At 67.0% G+C, this 24841-nt stretch carries 25 protein-coding genes; 11 read left to right on the forward strand and 14 right to left on the reverse strand.

What is annotated here, in order from left to right:
• Positions 1 to 82: 82 nt before the first annotated feature.
• Complete coding sequence (locus P3L18_RS23805) at positions 83 to 895, forward strand: methyltransferase domain-containing protein (protein WP_276115462.1); 813 nt, start codon at positions 83 to 85, stop codon at positions 893 to 895.
• Between the two features lie 35 nt (positions 896 to 930).
• Here P3L18_RS23805 and P3L18_RS23810 read toward each other — a convergent pair whose 3' ends face one another.
• Positions 931 to 2031: an NAD(P)/FAD-dependent oxidoreductase gene (locus P3L18_RS23810; RefSeq protein WP_276115463.1), complete on the reverse strand. Its 1101-nt coding sequence runs from the start codon at positions 2029 to 2031 to the stop codon at positions 931 to 933.
• 16 nt (positions 2032 to 2047) lie between these two features.
• Positions 2048 to 2263 (reverse strand): dodecin, encoded by a 216-nt coding sequence (locus P3L18_RS23815; RefSeq protein ID WP_006372748.1) that lies wholly within the window; start codon positions 2261 to 2263, stop codon positions 2048 to 2050.
• Between the two features lie 115 nt (positions 2264 to 2378).
• On the opposite strand from P3L18_RS23815, the gene P3L18_RS23820 reads away from it, so the two are divergent.
• Positions 2379 to 3458 (forward strand): NADH:flavin oxidoreductase, encoded by a 1080-nt coding sequence (locus P3L18_RS23820; RefSeq protein ID WP_276115464.1) that lies wholly within the window; start codon positions 2379 to 2381, stop codon positions 3456 to 3458.
• A gap of 21 nt (positions 3459 to 3479) precedes the next feature.
• Here P3L18_RS23820 and P3L18_RS23825 read toward each other — a convergent pair whose 3' ends face one another.
• Positions 3480 to 4511 (reverse strand): polysaccharide deacetylase family protein, encoded by a 1032-nt coding sequence (locus tag P3L18_RS23825; protein ID WP_253193954.1) that lies wholly within the window; start codon positions 4509 to 4511, stop codon positions 3480 to 3482.
• A complete protein-coding gene (locus P3L18_RS23830; RefSeq protein ID WP_276115465.1) occupies positions 4498 to 5691 on the reverse strand; it encodes a methyltransferase domain-containing protein in 1194 nt (397 codons plus the stop codon). The genes P3L18_RS23825 and P3L18_RS23830 overlap by 14 nt, the downstream gene beginning before the upstream one ends.
• 282 nt (positions 5692 to 5973) lie before the next feature.
• Here P3L18_RS23830 and fadD5 point away from each other — a divergent pair, with 282 nt between their 5' ends.
• Positions 5974 to 7578, forward strand: coding sequence for a fatty-acid--CoA ligase FadD5 (gene fadD5, locus P3L18_RS23835; RefSeq protein WP_079929750.1), 1605 nt, complete (start codon positions 5974 to 5976; stop codon positions 7576 to 7578).
• 27 nt (positions 7579 to 7605) lie between these two features.
• On the opposite strand, the gene P3L18_RS23840 is transcribed toward fadD5, so the two are convergent.
• On the reverse strand, positions 7606 to 8457 hold the full coding sequence (locus P3L18_RS23840) for a 3-hydroxybutyryl-CoA dehydrogenase (protein WP_276115466.1): 852 nt from the start codon (positions 8455 to 8457) through the stop codon (positions 7606 to 7608).
• 151 nt (positions 8458 to 8608) lie between these two features.
• On the opposite strand from P3L18_RS23840, the gene P3L18_RS23845 reads away from it, so the two are divergent.
• A complete protein-coding gene (locus tag P3L18_RS23845; protein ID WP_020171283.1) occupies positions 8609 to 9400 on the forward strand; it encodes a hydroxymethylpyrimidine/phosphomethylpyrimidine kinase in 792 nt (263 codons plus the stop codon).
• Between the two features lie 68 nt (positions 9401 to 9468).
• Positions 9469 to 10818 (forward strand): FAD-dependent oxidoreductase, encoded by a 1350-nt coding sequence (locus P3L18_RS23850; RefSeq protein ID WP_276115467.1) that lies wholly within the window; start codon positions 9469 to 9471, stop codon positions 10816 to 10818.
• 32 nt (positions 10819 to 10850) lie between these two features.
• Here the strand turns inward: P3L18_RS23850 and P3L18_RS23855 are convergent, their stop codons facing one another.
• A complete protein-coding gene (locus P3L18_RS23855) occupies positions 10851 to 11918 on the reverse strand; it encodes a YihY/virulence factor BrkB family protein (protein ID WP_014360092.1) in 1068 nt (355 codons plus the stop codon).
• Between the two features lie 173 nt (positions 11919 to 12091).
• Between P3L18_RS23855 and P3L18_RS23860 the strand changes: the two genes are divergently transcribed.
• A complete protein-coding gene (locus tag P3L18_RS23860) occupies positions 12092 to 12472 on the forward strand; it encodes a metalloregulator ArsR/SmtB family transcription factor (protein ID WP_014360093.1) in 381 nt (126 codons plus the stop codon).
• 3 nt (positions 12473 to 12475) lie between these two features.
• Entirely contained in the window at positions 12476 to 12964 is a 489-nt protein-coding gene (locus P3L18_RS23865) for an SRPBCC domain-containing protein (RefSeq protein ID WP_014360094.1), read from the forward strand.
• On the opposite strand, the gene P3L18_RS23870 is transcribed toward P3L18_RS23865, so the two are convergent.
• Entirely contained in the window at positions 12930 to 13622 is a 693-nt protein-coding gene (locus P3L18_RS23870) for a phosphoribosyltransferase family protein (RefSeq protein ID WP_276115468.1), read from the reverse strand. The two genes, P3L18_RS23865 and P3L18_RS23870, sit on opposite strands and share 35 nt — an antisense overlap.
• A 120-nt stretch (positions 13623 to 13742) precedes the next feature.
• Here P3L18_RS23870 and P3L18_RS23875 point away from each other — a divergent pair, with 120 nt between their 5' ends.
• The gene (locus P3L18_RS23875) at positions 13743 to 14414 is read left to right on the forward strand and encodes a hypothetical protein (RefSeq protein WP_276115469.1); all 672 of its coding nucleotides are present in this window, start codon (positions 13743 to 13745) and stop codon (positions 14412 to 14414) included.
• 33 nt (positions 14415 to 14447) lie between these two features.
• On the opposite strand, the gene P3L18_RS23880 is transcribed toward P3L18_RS23875, so the two are convergent.
• Both P3L18_RS23880 and P3L18_RS23885 read right to left on the reverse strand, forming a co-directional pair.
• A complete protein-coding gene (locus P3L18_RS23880) occupies positions 14448 to 15320 on the reverse strand; it encodes a Cof-type HAD-IIB family hydrolase (RefSeq protein WP_276115470.1) in 873 nt (290 codons plus the stop codon).
• A 125-nt stretch (positions 15321 to 15445) separates the two neighbouring features.
• Positions 15446 to 16069 carry a hypothetical protein gene (locus P3L18_RS23885; RefSeq protein ID WP_276115471.1) on the reverse strand — a complete coding sequence of 208 codons (624 nt, stop codon included), beginning with the start codon at positions 16067 to 16069 and terminating at the stop codon, positions 15446 to 15448.
• Positions 16070 to 16286: 217 nt separating this feature from the next.
• On the opposite strand from P3L18_RS23885, the gene P3L18_RS23890 reads away from it, so the two are divergent.
• The gene (locus tag P3L18_RS23890; RefSeq protein ID WP_276115472.1) at positions 16287 to 16931 is read left to right on the forward strand and encodes a pentapeptide repeat-containing protein; all 645 of its coding nucleotides are present in this window, start codon (positions 16287 to 16289) and stop codon (positions 16929 to 16931) included.
• Positions 16932 to 16984: 53 nt separating this feature from the next.
• Positions 16985 to 18040 (forward strand): hypothetical protein, encoded by a 1056-nt coding sequence (locus tag P3L18_RS23895; RefSeq protein ID WP_276115473.1) that lies wholly within the window; start codon positions 16985 to 16987, stop codon positions 18038 to 18040.
• A 9-nt stretch (positions 18041 to 18049) separates the two neighbouring features.
• Here P3L18_RS23895 and P3L18_RS23900 read toward each other — a convergent pair whose 3' ends face one another.
• From P3L18_RS23900 to ilvD, 3 genes are all read right to left on the reverse strand, one after another.
• Positions 18050 to 19351 carry an ammonium transporter gene (locus P3L18_RS23900; protein ID WP_265076464.1) on the reverse strand — a complete coding sequence of 434 codons (1302 nt, stop codon included), beginning with the start codon at positions 19349 to 19351 and terminating at the stop codon, positions 18050 to 18052.
• Between the two features lie 110 nt (positions 19352 to 19461).
• Entirely contained in the window at positions 19462 to 21144 is a 1683-nt protein-coding gene (locus P3L18_RS23905) for an ABC-F family ATP-binding cassette domain-containing protein (RefSeq protein ID WP_276115474.1), read from the reverse strand.
• A gap of 63 nt (positions 21145 to 21207) precedes the next feature.
• The gene (gene ilvD / locus P3L18_RS23910; RefSeq protein ID WP_265076466.1) at positions 21208 to 22923 is read right to left on the reverse strand and encodes a dihydroxy-acid dehydratase; all 1716 of its coding nucleotides are present in this window, start codon (positions 22921 to 22923) and stop codon (positions 21208 to 21210) included.
• 280 nt (positions 22924 to 23203) lie between these two features.
• On the opposite strand from ilvD, the gene P3L18_RS23915 reads away from it, so the two are divergent.
• Complete coding sequence (locus tag P3L18_RS23915; RefSeq protein ID WP_276115475.1) at positions 23204 to 23584, forward strand: hypothetical protein; 381 nt, start codon at positions 23204 to 23206, stop codon at positions 23582 to 23584.
• A gap of 26 nt (positions 23585 to 23610) precedes the next feature.
• On the opposite strand, the gene P3L18_RS23920 is transcribed toward P3L18_RS23915, so the two are convergent.
• On the reverse strand, positions 23611 to 24075 hold the full coding sequence (locus tag P3L18_RS23920) for an SRPBCC family protein (protein ID WP_020171273.1): 465 nt from the start codon (positions 24073 to 24075) through the stop codon (positions 23611 to 23613).
• 92 nt (positions 24076 to 24167) lie between these two features.
• Positions 24168 to 24623, reverse strand: coding sequence for a TetR family transcriptional regulator C-terminal domain-containing protein (locus P3L18_RS23925; protein ID WP_276115476.1), 456 nt, complete (start codon positions 24621 to 24623; stop codon positions 24168 to 24170).
• Positions 24624 to 24841: the final 218 nt, after the last annotated feature.

Consider the following 24841-nt stretch of genomic DNA (forward strand, 5'->3'; position numbering starts at 1 on the left):
CGGGTTACCGTCACGTCACAGGCGAACGCGACATGCGACGAGAATCACACGACCTGCTGACTTCACGGAGGAGTGAAATTCGATGACCGACGCCGTCCCGCCCCGCGACGTCTACACACACGGGCACCCGTCGGTGGTCGTGTCCAGCCACGCGGCCCGCACGGCGACGAGTTCGGCCGCCTACCTGATACCGCTCCTGCGGCCCGGACTCGACCTACTCGACGTCGGGTGCGGACCGGGCAGCATCACCGTCGATCTGGCCGAACTCGTGGCCCCGGGTCGTGTTCGCGGCGTCGAGATCACCGATGCGCCACTGGGTCGGGCGCGGGAGCTCGCGACCGAACGCGACGTGGCGGTCGAGTTCGCGGTGGACGACGCATACCGACTCTCCGACGCCGACGACAGCGTCGACGTCGCACACGCCCACCAGGTTCTCCAGCATCTGTCCGACCCGGTGGCGGCGTTACGCGAGATGCGTCGGGTCACCCGAACCGGCGGGGTGGTCGCCGTCCGCGACGCCGACTACGCAGGGTTCCACTGGTGGCCGGCCGACGAGCGCCTCGATGCCTGGCTCGATCTCTACCGCGCCGTGGCCCACGGCAACGGCGCCGAGCCCGACGCCGGTCGGCACCTACTCGCCTGGGTCCACGAGGCGGGTTTCACCGAGGTCACGCCGTCGGCGTCGGTGTGGTGCTACGCCACCCCGGCCGAACGGAAGACCTGGGGCGAGATGTGGGCGCAGCGAATCCACTCCGACGTCGGCCGGATGGCTGTCGAACGCGGGCTGGCGAGTCCGTCGGACCTCGACGCGATCGCCGCGGCCTGGTTGCAGTGGGCGGCGCACCCCGACGGCTGGCTCGTCATCCCTCACGGGGAGATCCTCGCCCGCGCGTGAGCTCCCGTGCGCCGGGGTTGTGGTACGCGGGAGCCTCAGAGCATGGTGGCGACCTCGTCGGCGATCGCCAAACACGAGGTCAGGCCCGGTGATTCGATTCCGAACAGGTTGATCAGGCCGGGCACTCCGTGGTCGGCGGCGGTCTGGAACACGAAATCACCGGCCGCGTGCCCGGGGCCGGTGACCTTGGGTCTGATGCCGCAGTAGTCCGGTTGCAGTGCACCGTCGGGGAGTCCGGGCCAGTAACGGCGAATCGCGCTCTCGAACTCACCGACCCGCGTCCCATCGACGCGATAGTCGACCTCATCGACCCATTCGACGTCGGGCCCGAACCGGGCACGGCCACCGAGATCGAGCGTGAGATGTACGCCGAGACCGCCGTCCACCGGAACCGGGTAGATGAGTCTGCTGAACGGCACCGACCCGTGCGCCAGCGAGTAGTAGTTGCCCTTGGCGAGGTATTTGGCCGGCAGGAACTCCTGTGCGAACCCGGTCAGTGATGCGGCGACGTCCCACGCGCGCAGCCCCGCGCAATTCACGACCGCATGGCAACGCACGTCGCCGGATCCGTCGATGTCCAGCGACAGCGAGCCGTCGGCGCCGACCGATCCGGCGAGCACCGGGCTACGGACCACCACCACTGTCCCGGCCTGCTCGGCGTCGATACGCAACGCCCGCATGAGGCCGTGCACGTCGATGATCCCGGTGGACGGCGAGAGCAGACCGGCGCTCGCGTGAAGGGCCGGCTCGAGATCGGCGAGTTCGGAGCCGTCGACGCGACGCAGGTCGGTGACACCGTTGGCGTGCGCCTGCGCGGCGATCCGCTGTAGCGCCGGCTCCTGGTCCGCAGTGGTCGCCACGATCAGCTTGCCGAGCCGCTCATGGGCCACGCCCCGATCCCGGCAGTAACGGTAGAGCGCATCGCGACCGGCCACACACAACCGGGCCTTGCGGGTTTCGGTGGGGTAGTAGATGCCGGCGTGGATGACCTCGGAGTTTCGCGAACTGGTCTGTGTCCCAATCGAATCCTCGGCCTCGAAGACCACCATGTTGCGACCTGCGAGGGCGAGGCGGCGGGCCACCGCCAGTCCCACGACCCCCGCGCCGATGACCGCGCAGTCGATCTGTTCGGTCACCGATGCGTTGCCGAACTCAGTCGGCGTCGTCGATGCGGAAACCGACCTTCAGCGTCACCTGCGTGTGCGCGATCGCGCCGTCGACGACGTGCCCGCGGGTGCCGACGACCTCGAACCATTCGACGTTGCGGGTCGTCTGCGACACCCGGGCGATGGCGTTGGCGATCGCCGCGTCCGAACCCTCCGACGAGGAACCGACAACTTCGACGACGCGGTATGTGTGCTCACTCATGGCCCGATTCTGGCACGGCTGGGTGTCGCGGTGACCGGACTCGGCCGATCCGGGGCGATTCCGTGTTGCGGGTAGGGTTCTGCTGACCGCGCCGACGCCCGCAAAGGATGTACTGATGACCGACCTCAGCAGTCCGCTGAGCTTCACCCATGGCCCGTCATGGAACAACCGGGTCGGGTTGGCGCCACTGACCAATCTGCAGAGCAACGACGACGGAACCCTGTCCGACGACGAGTTCCGCTGGCTGGTGCGGCGAGCCGACGGCGGATTCGCGATGGTCATGACGTGCGCCGCCTACGTCAGCCGTGACGGGCAATCGTTTCCCGGCCAGCTCGGGGTCTCCGACGACGCCCACCTGCCCGGGCTGACCCGGCTGGCCGCGGCGATCTCCGACGCCGGCGCGGTGGCATCGATTCAGTTACAACACGGAGGGCGGCGCGCGGACCCGTCGCTGTCGGGACTGCCGGCTGTCGCGCCCTGGGACGATTCCGAGAAGGGCGCCTCCGCGCTGTCGACCGACGGTGTCGAGCGGATCGTCCGCGACTTCGTCTCCGCAGCGATCCGCGCCGAGCGCGCCGGCTTCGATGGCGCCGAAATCCATGGCGCACATGGCTATCTCCTCGCACAGTTCCTCGACTCCCGCCACAATGAGCGGACCGATCGGTACGGCGGCAGCGCGTCGAACCGATTCCGGATCATCCACGAGATCCTCGACGGAATCCGCGCGGCCACCGGCCCGGATTTCCAACTCGGACTGCGGCTCTCGCCCGAGCGCTACGGGATCGTCCTCGACGAGTCGCGAGCGCTTGCCGGTGAGGTGCTCGCCGAGGGCACCCTCGACTACCTCGACATGTCGCTGTGGAACGCATTCAAACACCCCTACGAGCCCCACCATCAGGATCGTCGACTGATCGACCACTTCACCGACCTCGACTGGGGTTCCACCCGACTCGGCGTGGCCGGCAAGATCCTCGACGCCGCCGGCGCACGCGAATGCCTCTCCCGTGGAGCCGATTTCGTCCTGATCGGTACCGGCGGCATCCTGCATCACGATTTTGCGCGCCGGGCCATCGCCGACGCCGACTACCGCGCGGTGTCGACGCCGGTGCACGTCGATCACCTGACGGCGGAATCGGTGGGTCCGCGATTCGTCGATTACCTCGCCGATCGCTGGGACGACTTCGTCATCCGGTAGTCGTCATCCGGTAGCTGCGGTCTACCGATTCCTGAGCAGATGGTGGTCGTCGTGAAGCCATCGGGCGAATTCGTCGCCGTCCATCTCGGTGGCGTGCAGACGGGGGAGGGCATGCCGGTCGTCGCCCACGGTCGCGGGCAATGACACGCTCGTACAGCCGACGTCGATCCCACTGTCGCGCACGATATCCCGCGCGCTCGCGTCGAGTCGGCCGAACGGGTAGGCGAAGTGGTCCGCCGGGCCGCCACGCAGTTCCTCCACCATCCGGTGGCCGCCGGTGATCTGTGCGTGCTGACGGGACGGGTCGGCGTCGGTGAGCGAGACGTGGTCGAGGGTGTGGCTGCCGAGGTTGATCAGGGGGTGGGCGGCGAGTTCGGCGAGTTGGTCGGCGGTGACGGGCAGGCGGGCGGCGACCGGTGGCTGCACCGGCGCCTCGGACCACTGCAGGAGAGCGTCCACCGCATCGTCCTGTGCTGCGGGCTCGAGAAGCACGATCGCGTCCCACAATGTGCGGAACAGGGTCTGTCGTGCGGTCACCGGTGGTGCGGCGTCGGCCCGCCACCCCTCGAGTCGTGCTGCGTCGTCCGGTGTGTCGTCGACGATGAAGCGCCGGGGGGCGTCACCGAAGGTCCACCGCAGTTCCGCGGGTAGCGCGGGCGGGTCGAGGATGGCGCGTTGCACAGCATCCCACCAGAACTCGCGCGTCCGGCCCACGGCGTTGCCGACCACGAAGATCGTCGCCGGGATCTCGAACCGCTCGAGGATCGGCAGCGCCGCGGTGAGGTTGTCGGCGTATCCGTCGTCGAAGGTCACCGCGAGGTGTGCACCGTCGGTTGTGTAGGCGCGGTCGTCAGCGAAGGCATCGAGCCCGACCGCCGCGCGGGCGGCCGCGAGGACCTCCATGTGATCGGCAAAGGCCTTGGGGGACACGCAGATCGCCCATGGGTCGCACCGCTGCACGCAGACGCAGTGATACATCAGGATGCCGCCCCGCGGACGGAGCCGCCGAACCCGCGAGCGCAGCGCCCCGAGAACGGCCCTACTTCTCGACATGAAACCAGGTCTCGCTGCCACCGGTGTCGGTCTCGACGGTCTCGGTGCGGACCGTCATGCCGTCGAAGTGGGCGAGGAATTCCTCCCGCGGGAGTTGCAGGGTGGGTACGAGTTGTTCGTTGTCCAGCCGTAACTCGCTGTCGCCCAGTGGAACCGATAGCATCACGGTCAACCGGCCGCCGGTGCGGGCAACAGCGTTGCGCAGGATGCGGCGCCAGGCCCAGGTGTGCTCGAGTACATGGGGGAGCACGATCGAGTAGGCCGGGATGGTGCGATCCTCGAGCTCATGCACGGTGAGTGCACCCCAGTCGGCGACCGGTGAGGCCCCGCCGGTGGTACCGAGGAACTCGGCGATCGAGCCGTACCGCGGGTCGGTCAGGTCCAGCACTGACCCGGCCGGTGCGTCGATTGCCGGGCGATGCCGCTGATCGAGATCCCCCTTACAGGCGGCGACGGTGAGGATCACCGGATACTCGGGGTCGACCACATCGAGCTCGGAGCAACGCAGCTCGTCCTGCGCCAAACCTTGCAGAAATGCGGTGGCCGACAAGACATTTCCGTGCGCCCGCGCATCGACGTTGCCCGGCGGGAACGCCGTGTCGAACAGTCGTTGCATCGACAGTCGGGTGAAAGACCAGTACCACGTCGAGTTCCACACCGGGTCGGCGACCTGACTGATGCCCGGTGCCGTGCACAGCAGCACGCCACCCGGTGCGAGAAGTCGGTACAGGGTGCGCACCGTCGCACGCAGATCGAAGATCATCTGCAGGGTCTGGGTGAGGATGATGCAGTCGTAGGTGTTGCTCGGCACCTGGGGCGCGTCGGTGAGGTCGGCGACGTACGTCGCGTCGGCGCCGTCGGAGACGTGGAGCATGTCCGACCGGGTGACGCCCTGGCCGAAGCGCTCGGTATAGGTGCGTTCGCCGATCTCGAGAACAGATCCCGTGATCAGCCGTCCGTGCTCGGCCAGGAAATTCTCGATGTAGTACCGGTCGACGGGACGTCCACGCGCCGAACCGTATTCGCGACAGATCGGTTGGGTTCGGCGCAGATCACCGAAGCGCACACGGCCGACCCGCGGGCGTTGCCGGCGCTCGTTGAGCACCCGGATGGCACGTCGATAATTGTCCTCGCCGAGTACCGCACGCGCCATCGACGTCCTGGTGGTCTGCTGCACCATCTCCGTGTCCGTTCCATGGGTGTCGGGGCGGAGCCGCGTCGTGGCGGACATGCCACACCGAACCACGCGCCCTGTGAGTTAGGTTAGGGTATCCTGTGAACTACGCGGTGGTGGCGTCGGGCCCGGGATCGGACGAAACACCCGTCGTCGGCACCAAGCCGAGCGAACGCTCCCGCGGCATCCGTGCCGCGCTCTACTGTGTGATGGGGAACACCAAGCGCGACCGGGGCGCACGCGGAGTTGGCGTGGACGTGCGCACCCATGATCACAGGGAGAGTGCGTATGACCGCGACCACCGAACCGACCAATGACCTGACGACCGAGCCCCTGCGTTCGCGCCGCAACCATTGGAACAACCAGGTCCGCAGGCACGCCTTCATGACCCCCGACCGCCCGGCGCTGCGGTTCCTGGGCCAAACCACCACCTGGCGGCAACTCGATGAGCGTTCCCGGGCCTTCGGTGCGGCGCTGGCCCGGCGTGGCGTCGGCTTCGGCGACCGCGTACTGATGGCACTGCTCAATCGCACCGAGTACGTCGAGGCGGTGTTGGGCGCCAACCTGATCGGCGCGATTCCGGTGCCGGTCAACATCCGGATGAGCCCCGCCGAGGTGGGGTACCTCATCACCGACAGTGGCGCACGGGTGATCGTCACCGAAACCCTGCTCGCGCCGCTGACCCAGGCGGCCGCCGCCTCCACCGGCGGCATCGATCACACGATCGTCGTCGGCGGCAGCGAGGTTCCCGACCACCTCGACTATGCCGACCTGATCGCCGAGGACTCCGCCGATCTCCCCGAGATCGATGTGCCCGAGGACACCGTGGCACTGATCATGTACACCTCGGGAACCACCGGAAAACCCAAGGGCGCCATGCTGACCCATCAGAACCTGCAGGCGCAGGCAGTGACAACGATCGCCGCGGCCCAGGACCATTCCGATGCCGACGTCGCCTCGGTGGTCCCACCCATCTTCCACATCGCCGGCATCGCCGCGTTCGCGCCGGTGTTCTACCGGGGAGTTCCCGCCGTGATCCACCCGCTCGGCGCGTTCGACCCCGACGACATGCTCGACACCCTCGAACGGGAGGGCACGACGTCGGTCTTCATGGTGCCGGCCCAGTGGCAGGCGGTGTGTGCCGCCCAACGTGTACGGCCGCGAAACCTCAAGTTGCGCACCATCAGTTGGGGTGCTGCACCCGCTTCGGACACGGTGCTCAACGCGATGAACGAGTCGTTCCCGCAGGCGCTGAACATGACGGCTTTCGGGCAGACCGAGATGTCGCCGGTCACGTGCGTCCTCGAGGGCAAGGACGCGCTGCGCAAGATCGGGTCGATCGGCAAGGTGGTGCCCGCGGTGACCGCCCGGATCGTCGATCCGATGATGAACGACGTCGCCCCCGGCGAGGTCGGCGAGATCGTCTACCGCGGACCCAATTTGATGAAGGGGTACTGGCAGAACCCGCAGGCAACCGCGGATGCCTTCCGCGGCGGCTGGTTTCACTCCGGAGACCTCGTCCGTCAGGACGAGGACGGCTTCCTCTTTGTCGTCGACCGGGCCAAGGACATGATCATCTCCGGCGGTGAGAACGTGTACTGCGCGGAGGTGGAGAACGTGCTCTACGGCCATGAGAAGATCGCCGAGGCCGCCGTCATCGGCCGCGCCCACGAGAAGTGGGGCGAGGTCCCGGTGGCCGTCGTCGTGCTCGCCGAGGGCGCCGACGACCTCACCCTCGACGAGCTCGAGCCCTATCTGAACGAGAACCTGGCCCGCTTCAAGCAGCCCAAGGACCTCGTCATCGTTGACGAACTACCGCGCAACGCCGGCGGCAAGGTCGTCAAACCGCGCCTGCGTGAGGCCTACGGCAGCAAGGACACCGGCCTGCACTGACCACCGGCTCCTCCGGCGAGCGGGTGGTCAGCGGGCGTAGTCGTAGAAGCCCTTGCCGCTCTTCTTGCCGAGATAGCCGGCCTCGACCATGCGCGAGAGCAGCGGCGGCGGCGCGAGGTGCGGCTCGCGGAACTCCTGATAGAGCGATTCGGCCACGTCGAGAACGACGTCGAGACCGACGGTGTCGCTCAGCGTCAGCGGGCCCATCGGGTGAGCGCAACCGTTGACCATGCCGGCGTCGATGTCCTCCTTGGAGGCGTAGCCGCTCTCGTACATGCGGATGGCGCTCACCAGGTACGGGATCAGCAGGGCGTTGACGACGAAGCCGCCGCGATCACCGGCCGCGATCGTGCGCTTGCCCAGGTGATCGCGGGCGTAGACGGTGACGGTCTCGATGGCCTGCGGTGAGCTCGCGAGACTCGAGATGATCTCGACCAGGGGCATCACCGGAACCGGATTGAAGAAGTGGACGCCCACCACGCGCGAGGGGTCGGCGACGTCCTTGGCGATCCGGATGATGGGGATCGACGAGGTGTTGGTGGCCAGGATCGCCTCGGGCGCGGTGACCTTGTCGAGTTCGGCGAAGAAGCCGACCTTGAGCGACTCGACCTCGGGAAGCGCTTCGATCACCAGCTCACGATCCGCGAAATCGCCGACGGTGGTCGTCAGGGTCAGTCGGGACAGTGCCGCGGTGGCATCGTCCTCGGAGATCTTGCCCTTGCTGACGCCACGGCCCAGAGACTTCTCGATGCGGGCGCGTGCCGCATCGGCGGCAGTCTCGTCGCGCTCGAGTACGAGTACGTCATCGCCGGCGCGAATCGCGACCTCCGCGATCCCCGCACCCATGGTGCCGCCGCCGACCACTCCGAGCTGTGTCATGAAAACCTCCACGTAGGCAGTAGTGAACCGACGCCAAGCGTAGTGCGATGCGCGCCGGCGCAACGGGCACCCTGCTTCATGCGTCGTGTGGCGGGCGCTGGCAAGCTGGGGGAGGCACCGCCGGAGGAATCGAGAAGAGGGAGAGTGCACCGTGGCCACCGTGTCGTACGTCATCGCAGGTTCCGAGGCAACCGGGGGCGCGGGATTGCAGGCAGATCTGCGCACATTCACCCAGCTCGGCACCTACGGCGTCGGGACCATCACGTGCATCGTCTCCTTCGATCCGAAAGCCGGATGGGGACACCGCTTCGTGCCGATCGCCGCACCGGTCATCGCCGACCAGATCGAGGCGGCGACCATTGCTCATGAGCCCGAGGTCGTCAAGATCGGGATGTTGGGCACCCCGGAGACGATCACCACCGTCGCCGAGGGCTTGCGGGCCCGACCCTGGCGACACGTCGTTGTCGACCCGGTCCTGATCTGCAAGGGTCAAGAACCCGGAGCCGCCCTCGACACCGACAACGCGCTACGGGAACACATCCTGCCGCTGGCCACCGTCGTGACCCCCAACCTGTTCGAGGCAGCGACACTGGCCGGGATGGACGAACTCGCCGACGTCGAGGATCTCGCCGAGGCGGCCCGGCGGATCGCCGATCAGGGCCCGGCGGTGGTCATCGTCAAGGGTGGCGTGGGTCTACCCGGCGACGACGCCGTCGATGTGGTCTACGACGGTTCGGAGATCACCGTGCTGCGCGCGCCCAAGGTCGGCGAGGAGCGGGTGTCAGGTGCCGGCTGCGTCTTCGCCGCGGCGACCACGGCCGAATTGGCCAAGGGCGCAGACGTTCTCGACGCGATTCACACCGCCAAGGAGTTCACTCACGCCGGGATCGAAACCCGGATCTCCTCGACCGCCCCGTTCGACGCGGTCTGTCCACGGCTCTAGTCGGCCGGCCGGTGACCCCGAATCTCCGATTCCTCCCATGGAACGGATCGGCCGATTAGTCTCATCGCATGCATTGCGTGGTGATCGGTGGCGGATTGGCGGGACTGGCGTCGTCGGTGTGGCTGAGTGAGGCCGGACACCGGGTGACCCTGCTCGAACGCCGGGGATCGCTGGGCGGACGAACGATCTCGATGCCGGTCGCCGCGGTCGACGACTTCCCGGACAACGGTCAGCACGTCTTCGCCAGTGGCTATGAGCATCTGATGCGCTACCTCGACAGCGTCGGCACCCGTCAACACGTGGCCTTTCCCGGCCACATGACGATCCGGATGCCCGGTGGCGCGACGCGCCGCTCGGCTTTCGGCGGGATCGCTGGACTGCGTGCGGCACTGGGTGATCTGCCGGGCGTGCGCGGACTCGACCGGCTCCGGACCGCGCGTGCGCAAGCGCTGCTGATCCGGCAGGCGCGGCGCCAACCCGAGTGGCTCGATCAGATCACCGCCGACGAATGGTTCCGCCGACTGCGGATGCCCACGTCTGCGCGAGAGGCGTTGTGGGACGGCATCGTCATCGGTCTGACCGGCGACAAGCCGGACATCTCCTCGGCCAAGGTGCCCGCCGACCTCCTGGTGACCGGTATCCGCAGGGCGCGGGAAACCCGGACGCCGATCTCCATCGGTTATCCGACGGTGGATCTCGACACCCTGTTCGTCACCGGTGCACAGAAGGTCTTCGCCGATGCCGGCGTCGAGGTCCGCCATCGCGCGGTGGTCCGGACGGTCGAGATCGTCGACGAGGCCGTCACCGGGGTCACGCTCACCGATGGCGAGTTCCTCTCGGCGGACGCGGTCATCTGCGCGGTCCCGGTGTGGAGTATCGGCGGCCTGCTCGATCAAATGCCCGGTCACGACGAGATCCATTCGGCGAGCCGGCATTTGACGCCAGTGCCCATCGTCAGCGTCAACCTCTACCTGGATCGCCCCATCGGCATGGACGATTGGGGTGAGATCCTGCTCGGTGGCGAGGGCGTCCTCGAACAGGTGTGGGATCGCCAACGGATGCACGGTCGGGATGCGGCGCGCGGCTATCTGTATTCGACCACCGTCTCGGCAGCCTACGATCTCATCGGCAAGTCCAATGCCGACATCACCGCCCTCCAGATGCAGATGCTGCGGCGTTACTACCCGGGCGCCCGGCGCGCCGAACTGATCCTCGGGCACGTGGTGCGGATGCCGAAATCGACGTTCGCCCAACGGCCCGGGACCGCCGACATCCGGCCCGATCAACGCACGTCGGTGCGCGGTCTGGCGTTGGCGGGGGACTGGACGCGCACCGATTGGACGACGACCATTGAGGGCGCATGCCAAAGCGCCGCCCGCGCAGTGGATGTGATTCTCGAACTCGCCGGATCGCACTGACCCGCCCCGCGCGCGGATCGGTCGGTGCACTGTCAGCTGTCGGGGTCGCTTCCCGATCCGTCGCCGCCCGATCCGTCGCTGCCCGATCGATCGCTGCCGGCTTGGTCGTCGGGGGATTCCTCGTCACCGGATCGGCTGTCGGCGGAGCGTTTGTCGAATCGCACCTGGATCTCCTGAAAACCTTTGTGCCGCTGCGCCTTGGCTTGTGCCACGTAGGCCGCCTTGTCGCCGGAGGTGAGCACCACGTTGTCGGTGAAGGGGGTGAGCATCGAGCGGGGATAGAGCTTGTCGACCCGCACGGCGTTGGCCTCGAGGCAGAACACGACGAGAATCGCCGCGATGTAGAGAAAGGCGAGCAGACCCAGCACCACGGCGAACACACCTGTCGTCGCACTCGCGTTGGCGATGACATGTTGGACGTAGATGCTGCCGAAGCTCTGCAGAGCCTGCCATCCGATCGCGGCGGCGATCGCGCCGGGCAGCACGTCTCGGACGCCGAGCTCACGCACCGTACCGATGCGGAAAGCCACCACGAACAGGACCGCGGTCAACACCAGTGATCCCGCGATCGACAGCCATTTCCCCGTGGTGCCGAGATCGACGGCCGCGATCGCGCCGTTGACCACGGTCAACCCGATGATCGCGGTTCCCACCGTCGACAGCAGCAGCATTCCGCGCAAACGCACGCGGATCGGATCGGGACGGTCGTTGCGTGGCACCGCCCACACGACGTTCATCGCGTTCTGAATGGCCACGGCGACGCCGAGCCCACCGTAGAGGGCGCCGACCACACCGATCGTCACCGCGACCGTCCCTCCGCTGAGCTGCCCCGGCTGACCGAGCTCGGAACCGATCACCGGGATCTGCGACATCGCCGAGTCCACGATTCGCTCCCGCAGTTCGGGATTGTCGCGCAGAACGAACTCCAGCACGGTCGTCAACAGCAACAGCAGCGGAAACAGCGAGATGAAACCGTAGTAGGCGAGCAGTGCCGCGAGGTAGCCACCCTGATCGTCGAAGAACTTGTACGCCACCGCGAGGGGATAGCCGCTCAGCGGATGGCGACGCTGGAAACGGTCGATACCGGCGCTCAACGACATCGCACTCCACCTCGCTCGACTGTTCCGGCTCTCATCACTTCGCCCACGATCATCACCGACGGCACGGCAACGGCGACGGAGGACGGGCGAACGACGGCGTGTTGGCCCGTCAGGCCCCGAGCACGGTCGCCACGTATTGACAACGTACAACCAACTGGTTGTATATTGGAGGAGTGATCGAGGACGACGAGGACCGCGCCGATGCGATGTTCCACGCCTTGGCCGACCGCACCCGCCGCGACATCATGCGACGGGTACTCGCCGGCGAACACTCGGTCTCGGCGCTCGCGGCGAACTACGACATGAGTTTCGCCGCAGTGCAAAAGCACGTTGCCGTGCTCGAACGAGCGGGGCTGTTGACCAAGCGACGCCACGGTCGCGAGCAATTGGCCACCGGTGACGTGCACGCGGTGCGCTCGGTGGCGACGATGCTGACCGAGCTCGAACAGATCTGGCGCGGCCGGATCGGGCGGATCGATGACCTCATCGCCGACACCGCGGACAGAGAAGTACACACCAATGACACCGAAGTTGTTCGACACCAGGAGGATTGACCCATGCCCGTCACCGACGTCACCCACCACCTCGATTCCCGAACACTGACCATCACCGCGGAGTTCGCCGCCCCACCGTCGCGGATCTGGCAGATCTACGCCGATCCCCGTCAGCTGGAACGCATCTGGGGTCCGCCGAGCCATCCGGCCACCTTCGTCGACCACGATTTCACGCCCGGCGGACGGGTCACGTATTTCATGACCGGACCGGAGGGGGAGAAGTACGCCGGTTACTGGATCATCGATTCCCTCGACGAACCGCACGGATTCACCTTCCGCGACGGATTCGCCGACGAGGACTTCACCCCGGTGGACTCGTTGCCGGTCTCGGTCAATGAGTACAGCTTCGCCGAGAAGGACGGTCGTACCGTGGCGACCTTCCTGAGCACATACGAGACCGCCGAGGCGTTGCAGAAGGTCCTCGACATGGGCGTCGTCGAAGGGGCTTCGGGGGCGATCAATCAGATCGACGATTTCCTCGTCGCCAAGTAGTGGGACGCGTCGCATCGAGCATCGCGCACACCTGCTCGTCGGTGAGTTGGGCGAAATCGTCGTAAGCGCCGCCCACACCGCGAAAGTGCTGTGGGGTCATCGGACAGATCACGACATCGGCCTCGGGGAAGTCGCGGGCGACACCTTCGGGGCCGGCCGGGACGGCGACGATCAGCTCGGCCGCGCCCTGGCGGCGCAGCGTGCTCAGGGCGGCGCGCATCGTTGCGCCGGTGGCGACGCCGTCGTCGACGAGCACGACCGTCCTGCCCGCCACGTCCACCATGGGCGCACCCCCGCGATAGACGCGCTCTCGGCGGCCGAGTTCTTTTGTCTCCTTGGCGATCACCGCATCGAGATCGCGCGAGGTGGTGTGGGTGCGCGCGATGATCTCGTCGTTGGTGACGATCGTCGAATCGGCGGCGATCGCGCCGGCGGCCAGCTCGGGTTGTCCGGGAACCCCCAGTTTGCGGACCAGGCAGATGTCGAACGGACACCCGAGGTCGGCGGCCACCGGAAGCCCGACGGGGACCCCTCCGCGCGGCAGGGCCAACACCACGAGACCGGTGCGCCCGCGCAGGTGTGACAGCGACGCGCACAAGCGGCGGCCGGCGTCGGTGCGGTCACGGTACGGGCGGGCGGATGTCATCGTCCCCAGCATCCACCCACAGCGCCCCGGCGTCCGTCGAACCGGCCGAAATGACCGCAGGCGCAGCGCAGGATGTAACGATGGACGGTGGTGTCGACACGGGTCGGCGCCGGTGACCAGAGGAGCGTGGCCATGACGACGATCACCCGATTGCCTTCCGATCTGTCACGGCTCGGGCGCGAATTCGACATGCTCGACACCATCGTGACGATGATGGGCGATGAGCGTTTCGAGGCGTCGGCCGACAATGGACTGCCGCGCCGCGAGGTGATCGCACGACTGGCGCACTCGGGTGTCGAGCTGTCCGCGGCGGTATGGGCCGCCCTCGACTCACCGCGCGCCGCTGCGCAGCCCGGCACCCACGCCACGGGCGCTGGTGAGAGTCCGGATGAGGTGCGTCGGCGACTGCGGGAGTCCCAGCGTGTGTTCCTCGACGCCGCAACACATCTCGAGGAGTGCTCGCCCGATGCGGTGATCAACTGTCGCGGCGTCGACCTGCGACCGCGGGACGTGGTACCTCAGCGCATCGCAGACATCGTCCTCGCCAACGACGCCGTCAGCTCGGTGTGGACGCTCGATGAGGCCGATCCCGACTCGGTGCTCGATGCGCTCGACGCCATGGTGCGCCGCCTCGAGATCTGCGCCGATGTCGCGCCCCTGACGATCACCACCATCGAGGGTGACGAGTGGACCGTGCACGGTGGTGGTGCACTCGTACACGGCACCCGCGAATTCGTCGCATCCTGGCTGGCGCGTGGCGCCGACGACGAGGGCTCGCTGCCTCGCGTGCGTCGGTGGGGCTGACGCCTCGTCTTCTTACGTCACTCTTTTCTCGTGTCACCGAAGGTCGGGTAGGCCGATCGCGGCTCGTACCGTGCGGACCACTCCGTTCTCGGCATTCGAGGGCGCGAGGTAGGCGGCGGCCGACAGGATCTCGGGATGGGCATTGGCCATGGCATAGGAATACTCGGCGGTGCCGAGCATGGCCAGATCGTTGAGATAATCGCCGAAAACCATGGTCTGGGCGGGGGTGATCCCCAGTCGCTGCTGCACGGCGCGCACCGCCACCGCCTTGTCCACCCCCGGGGCCATCACGTCGAGCCAGTTGCGGCCCGAGACGACCACCTGCATCGCGCCCTCGAGCGAGGTCATCCGTGGCGCGGTGTCCTTCTCGACGTCGACGAAATCGTAGACCGCGACCTTGACGAAGGGGCCATCGACACGGCGGAGATCCTCGACGATCTCATGCGAGTGATAGTAGGGACGCACCTGTGCGAGAAAGGGGTCATCGGATCGCTCGACGAACGCGGTATCGGGTCCGCACAACACCACGCCCAGGTCGAGCCCCGCTGTCGCGAGTTCCTGCGCCGCATCGAGGACCTCGCGCACCGCGGACGCGTCCAGTGGTGTGACACTGAGCTTTTCGGACCCTCGCGCGACCACCGCACCGTTCTCCGCGATCACCACCAGCTCGGGTAGGGCGTGACCGAGTTGATCGAGCAACGTTGCCGCCTGCCGCCCGCTCGCCGGGCTGAAGACGATACCGCGGCGATCGAGATCGGTGAGCAACGGCCACAGCGACTCCGGGATGCGCTTGTGCTCGTCGAGAAGTGTGCCGTCCATGTCGGTGACCACCAGCCGGAGGTCGGTGGGCACCGGCGGAAGGTTCGTTGTCACTCGCTCCGGCGAGGCAATGTCGTGTCCGGTCACGCGATACGGTAACCCGCGCCCGGCCGGCGGGCCAAGGCGATACCAGGTGAGCCTTGCACGGTCGGGGCGGACTGGGCTGCGCCCCAATCGGTTCGACCGGTCGAGGCGCAGCATCCACGCTCGGTCTACGACGCCGGAACGACCTTGCCGTCCACCGTGACCTCGACCTTGTCGGTCGCGGAGTCCCAGGTGATCTTGCCGTGTTCGAAGGTGGAGGTCCGAAGCGTGCCGGACTCGGTCTCATCGCTCGTTGCGGTACCGAGCGGCCCCTGCGAGCCACCCTTCCCGTCGGTGGCCGGTTGACCGGCGGCGTCGCGCGGCACATTCCACGCGTCGCGGATCTTGCCCCACGTGATATACGCCGGCGTACCGGCCTCGGCGTTCTTGGCGGTGATGACCCCGCCGTCGAACTGCTGGAACACCACGCCGTTGGCGCCCGTTCCGGACGCGTCCGTCCCTGTCTTCGGCTTACCCAGGTCGGTCTTCTGTTTGGCGGTCGCGGCCTCGTACTTCGTCGCGATGGGTCCGGTCAGGGTGACCGTCGTGCCGTCGGCTGCGGTCAGTGCGACCGAGGCGCCCTGCGCCTGGGCACCACTGGAGGCGGACGCGCTGCCCTCGGCCATCATCGACGATGCGGCCGACGACGAGGATGTCGCCGAATCGCTGTTGTCGTCACTACATCCTGCTGCGGTCAACACAGCCACGGACACCGCGGCGACACCGACTGCCATTCGCATGGTCTTCTTCATGATTTCCCTTCGGTTCTCACTGTTCTCGGCCAAGCGGATGGGCCCATCGAAAACGACCCATTCGGCAGGCTAACGAAGTTGTCATCATGAATCCAGGGTTCGCGAAGAACAGCATCCGGCGTGTCGACGCCGCGATCATCCTGACCCCCGTGCTCGAAGCGGTGGCGCTCGGACGCATTACGCTCGTCTGCATCACCGAGGAAAGGACGTCGCACGCGTGGCGAAACGACCACAGATCGAGACCCTGACCCTGACCTCCGCGGAGGTGGGCGATGCCCACCAACTCGAACCGTATGCGACTGTCGAACTCGTCCGGCTCACCGACGTCGACCTCTCCGGACGTGACCTGAGCGGGCTTGAACTGTCCGGGTGCCGGCTGACCTCGGTGTCGCTGGACGACACCGATCTGACCGGCGCCCGACTCGTCGAGACCCGGCTCGAGGGAATCAACGCGCCACGGATGTCGATGCCGCGCAGCTTCATACGGCAAGTCGAGATCTGCGCGAGCCGCGTCGGGGCACTTGATCTCTTCGAATCCCGGATTCGGTCACTGGTGGTCGATTCGGCGAAGATCGAGCTGGCCAACTTCCGCGGCAGCGACGTCCGGGACGTGCTGTTCCGGGGGTGCATCATCGGCGAACTCGACCTCGTCGACGCCACCGTTGCGCGTATGGCATTCGAGGACTGCACGGTGACGACACTCGATGTCCATCAGGCGACGCTGTCCGACGTCGACCTACGCGGACTCGACATCGGTACGATCCATCACCTCGACGGGCTGCGGGGATGCACCATCGACGGCGAGCAGGCTCTCGGGCTCACCGGACACTTCGCGGCGCACCTCGGCATCGTCATCGACTGACGCACTCGGGTGATACCGTGGCTCCCCGTGCACGGCGACCTCGGGGGAGATCAGTGAGCCATCCGACACAGGGCAATCCACCGGACCCGAATCAGCGCTCTGATCATCAACACTCCGGCTTCGTGCCGCCCGGCTACCAGCAACCGGGCTATCAACAACCGGGGTACCAACAATCGGAGTATCCGACCCAACCACATTGGTACCCGGGTGCCGTGCCACCGGGTTCGGCGTATCCGGGTCACCCCATGGCGCAGCAACCACAAGCTTGGGACGCCGGCCCGCCGGGCGGAACCGGCGGGCCGCCGCGCGGTGGGGGCAGCGGCAAGGCACTCGCGGTCATCGCGGCGGGAGTGATCCTGATCGTCGTCGTGGCCGTCGCTGCGGTGGTTCTGGTGGTGCGCTCCACGCATGACGATCACGACACCTCCGCAAGCGCAGCGCAGTCGTCGTCGGTACTCCCGAGCACCACCACTCCCACGCCGTCCGGGTCTCCTTCGACAACGGCTCCGGCAGCTGCGCAATGTCCGCCGGCCACCGCCGCCCCCGATACCCCCGCCGGATGGCGCACCGTCGCAGGCAAACGCGGTCTGGCCTATGACGTCCCACCCAACTGGACGGTGGCGAGCTGCGGCACACTCGTCGGCTGGGAGAAGCGGTGCAACGACGGTCCTTTCGGCTATTGCGCGATCCGCACCATGAGCGGTGCGGCCACCCTCGACGCACCCGGCTGTGGCGACAACTCGGTCGGGGTCTCCGGATTGCCGGGCGCGTCGAACACCACCGACATCAACGAGGCTGTACGTGACGAGGCGGCACTGGTGGCCGACATCTACACCTCGGACTCCGGACACGTCCCGACGGTACAGCTCAGCCCACCCCGACAACTCACCGTCGGCGGGGCACCCGCTGTCCAGGTCGTCGCATCGGTGAGCAACATCGCGACCTCGAACTGTGTCGGCCCCACCGCCATTCATTCCATGGTGGCCACGACGGTACCCGGACAGCAGGGGTGCGTGCTCTTCGTCATCTCGGCTCCGCAGGGCGTTCCCGACGCGGTCAGTCCCGCCGTCGTCACCGAGATGGTCTCGACGCTGCGCCGGGCGAGCTGAGCGGTGTGTTCACCGACCACCGGCGGTGTGGAAGTCGTACGCCGACTCGGCATGTTGTGCGTCGTCGATGCCGTCGACCTCGTGCTGGCGATCGGCGCGTAGACCCATCGTGTACTTGAGTGCGAGACCGATGATCCCGGTGACGACGACGGCGTAGGTCAGTACCGCCACCACAGCCACCGCCTGGCGCCACAGCTGATCGAATCCGCCCCCGTAGAACAGCCCGTCCACGCCGGCCGGTGCAGAGCTCGAGGCGACCAGGCCGATCATCAGGGTCCCGACGACACCGCTGACGAAATGCACCCCGACCACGTCGAGCGAATCGTCATAGCGCCAGCGGAATTTCAGTTCGATGGCGTACGAGCTGAGCGCACCGGCGACAGCGCCGATCGCCAGCGCTCCGAGTGGCGTCACCGCCGAACACGAGGGTGTGATCGCGACGAGGCCGGCGATCACCCCGGAGGCCGCACCAAAAGAGGTGGGGCGGCCATGCCGGGCGTATTCGACGACGAGCCACGACACCATCGACGCCGCACCCGCCCCGAGGGTGTTGACCGCGATGATCGCCGCGGACCCGTTGGCCGCCAACGCCGATCCGGCGTTGAACCCGAACCAGCCGAACCACAACAGGCCGGCACCGAGCATGACGAACGGCAGATTGTGCGGGCGCATCGGATCCTTGGGCCAGCCGCGCCGCCGCCCCAAGAGGATGGCGAGCACCAGCGCCGACGCACCCGAGTTGATCTCGACCGCGGTGCCACCGGCGAAGTCGATGGCCTTGAGGTGGGCAACGATCCAGCCACCGTGCTCTTCGGTCAATCCGGGTGCACTGAACACCCAGTGCGCGATCGGGATGTACACCAACAGCGACCAGATGGTCGCGAACACCACCCACGAGACGAAGCGCATCCGGTCGGCGACCGCACCGGCGATCAGGGCCACGGTGACCATCGCGAACCCGGCCTGGAACGCGACGAACAGAATCGCGGGAATGGTGCCGACGAGCGGGATCGTCGTCGGATGTGCCGCATCATGACCGAAGGTGTGTTCGAGGCCCGGGAACGAGCCGAAACTCCCGATCAGTCCTGCGTGATCGTCACCGAAGGCCAACGAGTACCCGACGACGACCCACAGAATCCAGACGATGGGGATCGCCGACAGACACATCATCATCATGTTCAGGACACTCTTGGACCGGACCATCCCGCCGTAGAACAGTGCGAGAGCGGGTGTCATGAGCAGGACGAGCGCGAATGCCACCAGCATCCACGCCGTGTCGGCACCGTCGGGAATACCGTACTTGGGGAACATGGCCGCCTTCCGTTGCGTCCGGGCGACGAAAGTCTATCGGCTCAATATTCTTCGGCAGCAGGGGATTCGACCATCGACCCAAACCGGCATTCCGGACTTTCGAGGCGCCGTCACACCACGTCGTCGACGACCCGGCCCGCCTCCACCCGCCACCGGCGATCGAGGCGGACGGTCGCGATCATCCGCCGGTCGTGGGTCACCAACAGTAACGCCCCGTCATAGGCGTCGAGCGCCTTCTCCAACTGTTCGATCGCGGGCAGGTCGAGATGGTTGGTCGGTTCGTCGAGTACCAGCACGTTGGTGCCCCGCGCCTGCAGGAGCGCCATCGCGGCCCGGGTTCGTTCACCGGGGGAGAGCTCGGTGGCCGGGCGTTCGACGTGGCCGGCCCGTAACCCGAATTTCGCCACCAACGTTCGGATCTCGGCCACCGAGAAGTCCGGCAACAACTCTTCGAAGCGCTCGACGAGCGCACTGCTGCCCCCACCGAGCTGGGCGCGCGCCTGGTCGATCTCACCGATCGCCACACTCGCGCCCAGCGACGCCCGCCCGGAGTCGGGTTCGACGCGGCCGAGCAGCGCGCGCAGCAGGGTGGATTTGCCCGCCCCATTGGGACCGACGATGCCGATTCGTTCGCCGGCGTCGACCTGCAGCGAGACCGGGCCGAGGACGAAATCACCCTGCCGGACCACGACCTCGTCCAAGGTGGCGACCACCGAGCTCGACCGCGGTGCCGGCCCGATGGAGAAGTCGAGGATCCACTCCTTGCGCGGCTCGGCGACCTCCTCGAGGCGTGCGATGCGACTCTCCATCTGCCGTACCTTCTGGGCTTGCTTCTCGCTGGAATCGGCGGCTGCCTTGCGGCGCAGCTTGTCGTTGTCGGGAGCCTTCTTGATCGCATTGCGCACACCGTGACTCGACCACTCCCGCTGAACACGCGCACGGGCGACGAGATCGGCCTTCTTGTCAGCGAATTCGTCGTAGGCTTGACGCTTGTGGCGACGTAATACCTCCCGCTCCTCGAGGTAGGCGTCGTAGCCGCCACCGTAAATCGTGGTGGTGTGTTGCGCGAGGTCGAGTTCGAGAACTCGGGTCACCGTGCGCGCCAGGAATTCTCGGTCATGACTGACGAGGACGACCGCAGCGCGCAGGCCGTCGACGAAGGTTTCCAGACGTTCGATTCCGTCGAGGTCGAGATCGTTGGTCGGTTCGTCGAGGAGCACGATGTCAAAGCGTGACGCCAGCAGGGCGGCGAGTCCGACTCGCGCCGCCTGTCCGCCGGACAGTGAGGTCATCAGCGTCGACCCGGGGTCGAGGTCCCCGGTGTGCCCGGCGCCGTGCAGACCCAGGTCGGCCAGGATCGCCGGTAGGCGCTCGTCGAGGTCTGCGGCTCCGGTGGCCAACCAATGATCCAGTGCCGCAGCGTAAGTGTCGGCGGGATCGGGTGCACCGGGAGGCCGAGTCGACGACAACATCTCGGCGGCCGTATTCATCGCCTCGGTCGCCTGCGCACATCCCGTGCGGCGCGCCACATACTGCGCGACGGTCTCGCCCGGAACGCGTACATGCTCCTGCGGCAGCCATCCGACGAAACCATCGGCCGGCGCCAGGGACACCTCACCCCCGAGTGGATCGAGATCCCCGGCAAGGATCCGCAGCAGCGTCGTCTTGCCGGCACCGTTGGCGCCGACCACACCCACCACGTCGCCGGGCGCCACGGTGAGGTCGAGTCCCTCGAACAGGGTGCGGGGGCCGTGGCCACCGGCGAGGTCCTTGGCGACGAGAGTTGCGGTCATGCCCTCATGATTCCCCACCCTGCCGGTCCGCGGTCTGCCGGTATCCGCGATGTCGGTACGCGCTCATTCACAGATCGCGCCTCGTGACGCCGAGGTGACCAGCTTGGCGTACTTGGCGAGGACGCCGCGGGTGTACCGCGGCGGCAATGGGCTGAATGTTTCTGCGCGCGCCGCCAATTCGTCGGCGTCGACGAGCAGGTCGAGAGTACCCGACCCGACGTCGAGGCGGATCCGGTCCCCGTCGCGCACCAGGGCGATCGGTCCGCCGTCGACGGCCTCGGGAGCCACGTGCCCGACGCAGAGTCCGGTCGTGCCCCCGGAGAAGCGGCCATCGGTCATCAGCAGCACGTCCTTGCCGAGGCCGGCGCCCTTGATCGCGCCGGTGATGGCCAACATCTCGCGCATACCCGGCCCACCCTTGGGGCCCTCGTAGCGGATGACGACGACGTCCCCCGCGGTGATGGTGCCGTCCTCGAGGGCATCCATCGCCGCGCGCTCCCGATCGAAGACGCGTGCCACCCCCTCGAACACGTCGGAATCGAATCCTGCGGATTTCACCACCGCCCCGCCCGGCGCCAGGGATCCGTTGAGGATGGTGATCCCGCCCGTGGGATGAATCGGAGAATCCAGGGCGCGCAACACTTTTCCGTCCGGATCCGGCGGTGCGATGTGGGCGAGGTTCTCGGCCATGGTGGCCCCGGTGACGGTGAGACAGTCGCCGTGCATCAATCCGGCGTCGAGGAGTGCCTTCATCACGACCGGGAGGCCGCCGATGCGGTCCACGTCGGTCATGACGTGGCGGCCAAACGGCTTGACGTCGGCGAGATGCGGTACGCGCGAACCGATCCGGGCGAAATCGTCGAGAGCGAGTTCGACGTCGGCCTCGTGTGCGATCGCGAGCAGATGCAGGACGGCGTTGGTCGATCCGCCCAAAGCCATCACCACGGCGATCGCGTTCTCGAATGCCTCGCGGGTCATGACGTCGCGCGCGGTGATGCCGCGGCGCAGGAGTTCGACGACCGCGACTCCGCTCTTGCGCGCGAACTCGTCTCGCCGACGATCCGGTGCCGGTGGGGCAGCGCTGCCCGGCAGCGACATCCCAAGGGCTTCGGCGACCGCGGCCATCGTGTTGGCGGTGTACATCCCGCCGCAGGCGCCCTCGCCGGGGCAGATGGCACGTTCGATGGTGTCGACGTCGGCGCGACTCATCAGGCCGCGCGCACACGCGCCGACCGCTTCGAAGGCGTCGATGATCGTCACCTGATGTTCGGAGCCGTCGGCCAGTGTCGCGTAGCCGGGCAGGGTCGAACCGGCGTAGAGGAAGACGTTGGCGAGGTCGAGTCGCGCTGCTGCCATCAGCATGCCGGGCAGCGACTTGTCGCAGCCGGCGAGCAACACCGAGCCGTCGAGGCGCTCGGCGCTCATCACCGTCTCCACGCTGTCGGCGATCACCTCACGCGAGACCAGCGAGAAGTGCATGCCCTCGTGGCCCATCGAGATGCCGTCGGAGACCGAAATGGTGCCGAACTGCAGCGGATAGCCACCGGCGGAGAACACGCCCTCCTTCACCGCGGTGGCCAGGCGGTCCAGCGACAGATTGCAGGGGGTGATCTCGTTCCACGAGGAGCCGACCCCGATCTGTGGTTTGACCCAGTCGTCATCGCCCATCCCGACCGCACGCAACATGCCTCGGGCTGCGGTTCTCTCCAAGCCGTCGGTGACGTCGCGGCTGCGGGGCTTGATGTCCACCTCGGGTGTGGACTCGGTCTCGGGACTCATGGTGCCCACCCTAGAACCGTTGGCGTGGCAACGCGGGCCGTTGGTCGACGAGTCCGGGTGTGGTTACGGGATCGCGATTTCAGACCGCCTGGCCACGAGCGGTTTTACGCTGACCGGATGAGCGTGCACACCCACGACACCGCGGTGAGACATCGTGACGACCTGCGCCTCCCGCGGTGGGTGGTCGCGTGGTTCACCGTCACCGCGCTGATCCAGACCTACGACGCCTGCTACGAACTGCTCGGCTCGATCTCACACCGGGGGTGGGCCTCTGGCGTGGTTGTGGCCGGGGCACGTCTACTACTCGACCTTCGACCATCGCTATGCCGGGTTCGACGCATTCGGCAGCGCACAGAGCTGGGCCAATCTCCTCGAGGTGATCGCTCTGGTCTGGGTTCTGACACATCGGCGACGATTCTCGGCCGTCGTGGTCGGGCTCGTGGTCAGCGTCGCCACCTTCTGGAAGACCGTGCTCTATTTCCTGGTGGAGATCTGCAGCGGACTCGACATGACCCGACAGTCACTGGAGCGCGGCGATCTCGGCGGCTTCCTCATGGTGGCCGTGTTGCCGAACCTGATCTGGATCGTCGTTCCGGGTGTGGTCATCGTCGTTCTCGGGAGGCAGGTGCTACGAGTAGGTGCTACACCGCCCCACCCGTAGTCGCCGACCGCGTGTCGGAACTGCGTCTAACCGGTGGTCTCGGCGGCCAGCCGGCCCAGGGTGTCCTCGAGTTGATCGGCCGACACGAGCGGGAACTTCACCTGCTGCAACAGGTCTTTGTCGGTGACCTTGGACCAGTCGTAGGTGTGGCGCACGAGCGTGGCGTCGGGACCCTGGGATTCCAACTCCCACACCCATTCCCATCCGGGAGGCTCGGTGCCTGCGGGTGCGGTCTGCCATGCCAGGAGTTTGTCCTTGGCGTACCCGGTGACGTGGTTGTCGGTCTTGTACTCACCACCCATGTGCGGGCCGTCCATGTTCATGGTGAACACGTCGCCGACCTGCTGGATACGGTCGGCGTGCTCGACGCCGCGAATGAATCCAGAGCCGTCGAGTTTCTGATGGCGCTGCGGGTTGCTCAGGACGTCGAAGACCGTATCCACCGGTGCGTCGATGACCCGTTCCACTGTGACACTCGTTTGTTCACTCATCACTCCACCGTGCCCAAGGGGCGTCGACTTGGCAACCAAGGTCTGCAGTCGACGATCCGAGGATCGCCCGAAGGTGCTGTGAGAGAACGGATTCAAGCGGTCCCCAACTCTGCGGTGATCGCACCGGCGAGTAGATGCTGCGCGCGTTCGAGGGTGATCGAGCCGCTGAGCCACCGCTCGCTGAGACCCTCGACCAGGGCGGTGAGACGGTCGGCGGAATCGAGTGGGTCGACGGTGGCAGCGACTCTTCCGGATTCCTGTGCGCGCGTGATCACCCGCGCGATGTCGCCCGACCACGCGTTCGTCGCGTCCCGGAGCTCCTCGCGGAGGTCCTCGGTGAAGACCGCGCTGGCCCGGAGTTCACCCCACGCGATGCTGTTCTCGCGCACCGTCGGTATTCCCTGGATCTCGAGGAGCAGCATCTGCTCGACCTGTGCACGCGGGTCGGCGGTGACGATTGCCTGCTCGGTGTACCGGCGATCGACGGACGGCCGGTGGGTGCGTGGGAAGCCGACCCGACGTGCGCCTTCGCGGTGCGTTGCCCGCATCGGTTACCGCTGTGCACCGAGTCAGGGCCGGTGCCGCTGACGCACGAGGGAGAGCACACGGTGCGCTGTCTGCGCGCCACCGACGACGAGGTCCGGGCGGCGCTCGGTGGAGGAGCGATATGATCGAGCCGATTTTGACGGTGACCAACCTGTGCAAGACGTTCGGAACGTTCCGCCCGGTCGACGACGTCTCGTTCGAGCTGCCGACCGGATCCGTA

Origin of the sequence: Gordonia sp. N1V (assembly GCF_029269935.1) — a bacterium.
Lineage (GTDB): Bacteria > Actinomycetota > Actinomycetes > Mycobacteriales > Mycobacteriaceae > Gordonia > Gordonia polyisoprenivorans.

Bases quoted from the DNA above. Each gene is read 5' to 3' on its own strand.
- P3L18_RS23855 (WP_014360092.1), bottom strand. From the start codon at position 11,918: ATGTCGTTGAGCGCCGGTATCGACCGTTTCCAGCGTCGCCATCCGCTG.
- P3L18_RS23820 (WP_276115464.1), top strand. From the start codon at position 2,379: ATGACCGACCTCAGCAGTCCGCTGAGCTTCACCCATGGCCCGTCATGG.
- P3L18_RS23850 (WP_276115467.1), top strand. From the start codon at position 9,469: ATGCATTGCGTGGTGATCGGTGGCGGATTGGCGGGACTGGCGTCGTCG.
- P3L18_RS23925 (WP_276115476.1), bottom strand. From the start codon at position 24,623: ATGCGGGCAACGCACCGCGAAGGCGCACGTCGGGTCGGCTTCCCACGC.
- P3L18_RS23885 (WP_276115471.1), bottom strand. From the start codon at position 16,069: ATGAAGAAGACCATGCGAATGGCAGTCGGTGTCGCCGCGGTGTCCGTG.
- P3L18_RS23920 (WP_020171273.1), bottom strand. From the start codon at position 24,075: ATGAGTGAACAAACGAGTGTCACAGTGGAACGGGTCATCGACGCACCG.
- P3L18_RS23900 (WP_265076464.1), bottom strand. From the start codon at position 19,351: ATGTTCCCCAAGTACGGTATTCCCGACGGTGCCGACACGGCGTGGATG.
- P3L18_RS23830 (WP_276115465.1), bottom strand. From the start codon at position 5,691: ATGGTGCAGCAGACCACCAGGACGTCGATGGCGCGTGCGGTACTCGGC.
- P3L18_RS23905 (WP_276115474.1), bottom strand. From the start codon at position 21,144: ATGACCGCAACTCTCGTCGCCAAGGACCTCGCCGGTGGCCACGGCCCC.
- fadD5 (WP_079929750.1), top strand. From the start codon at position 5,974: ATGACCGCGACCACCGAACCGACCAATGACCTGACGACCGAGCCCCTG.
- P3L18_RS23825 (WP_253193954.1), bottom strand. From the start codon at position 4,511: ATGTCGAGAAGTAGGGCCGTTCTCGGGGCGCTGCGCTCGCGGGTTCGG.
- P3L18_RS23805 (WP_276115462.1), top strand. From the start codon at position 83: ATGACCGACGCCGTCCCGCCCCGCGACGTCTACACACACGGGCACCCG.
- ilvD (WP_265076466.1), bottom strand. From the start codon at position 22,923: ATGAGTCCCGAGACCGAGTCCACACCCGAGGTGGACATCAAGCCCCGC.
- P3L18_RS23865 (WP_014360094.1), top strand. From the start codon at position 12,476: ATGCCCGTCACCGACGTCACCCACCACCTCGATTCCCGAACACTGACC.
- P3L18_RS23875 (WP_276115469.1), top strand. From the start codon at position 13,743: ATGACGACGATCACCCGATTGCCTTCCGATCTGTCACGGCTCGGGCGC.
- P3L18_RS23870 (WP_276115468.1), bottom strand. From the start codon at position 13,622: ATGCTGGGGACGATGACATCCGCCCGCCCGTACCGTGACCGCACCGAC.
- P3L18_RS23815 (WP_006372748.1), bottom strand. From the start codon at position 2,263: ATGAGTGAGCACACATACCGCGTCGTCGAAGTTGTCGGTTCCTCGTCG.
- P3L18_RS23840 (WP_276115466.1), bottom strand. From the start codon at position 8,457: ATGACACAGCTCGGAGTGGTCGGCGGCGGCACCATGGGTGCGGGGATC.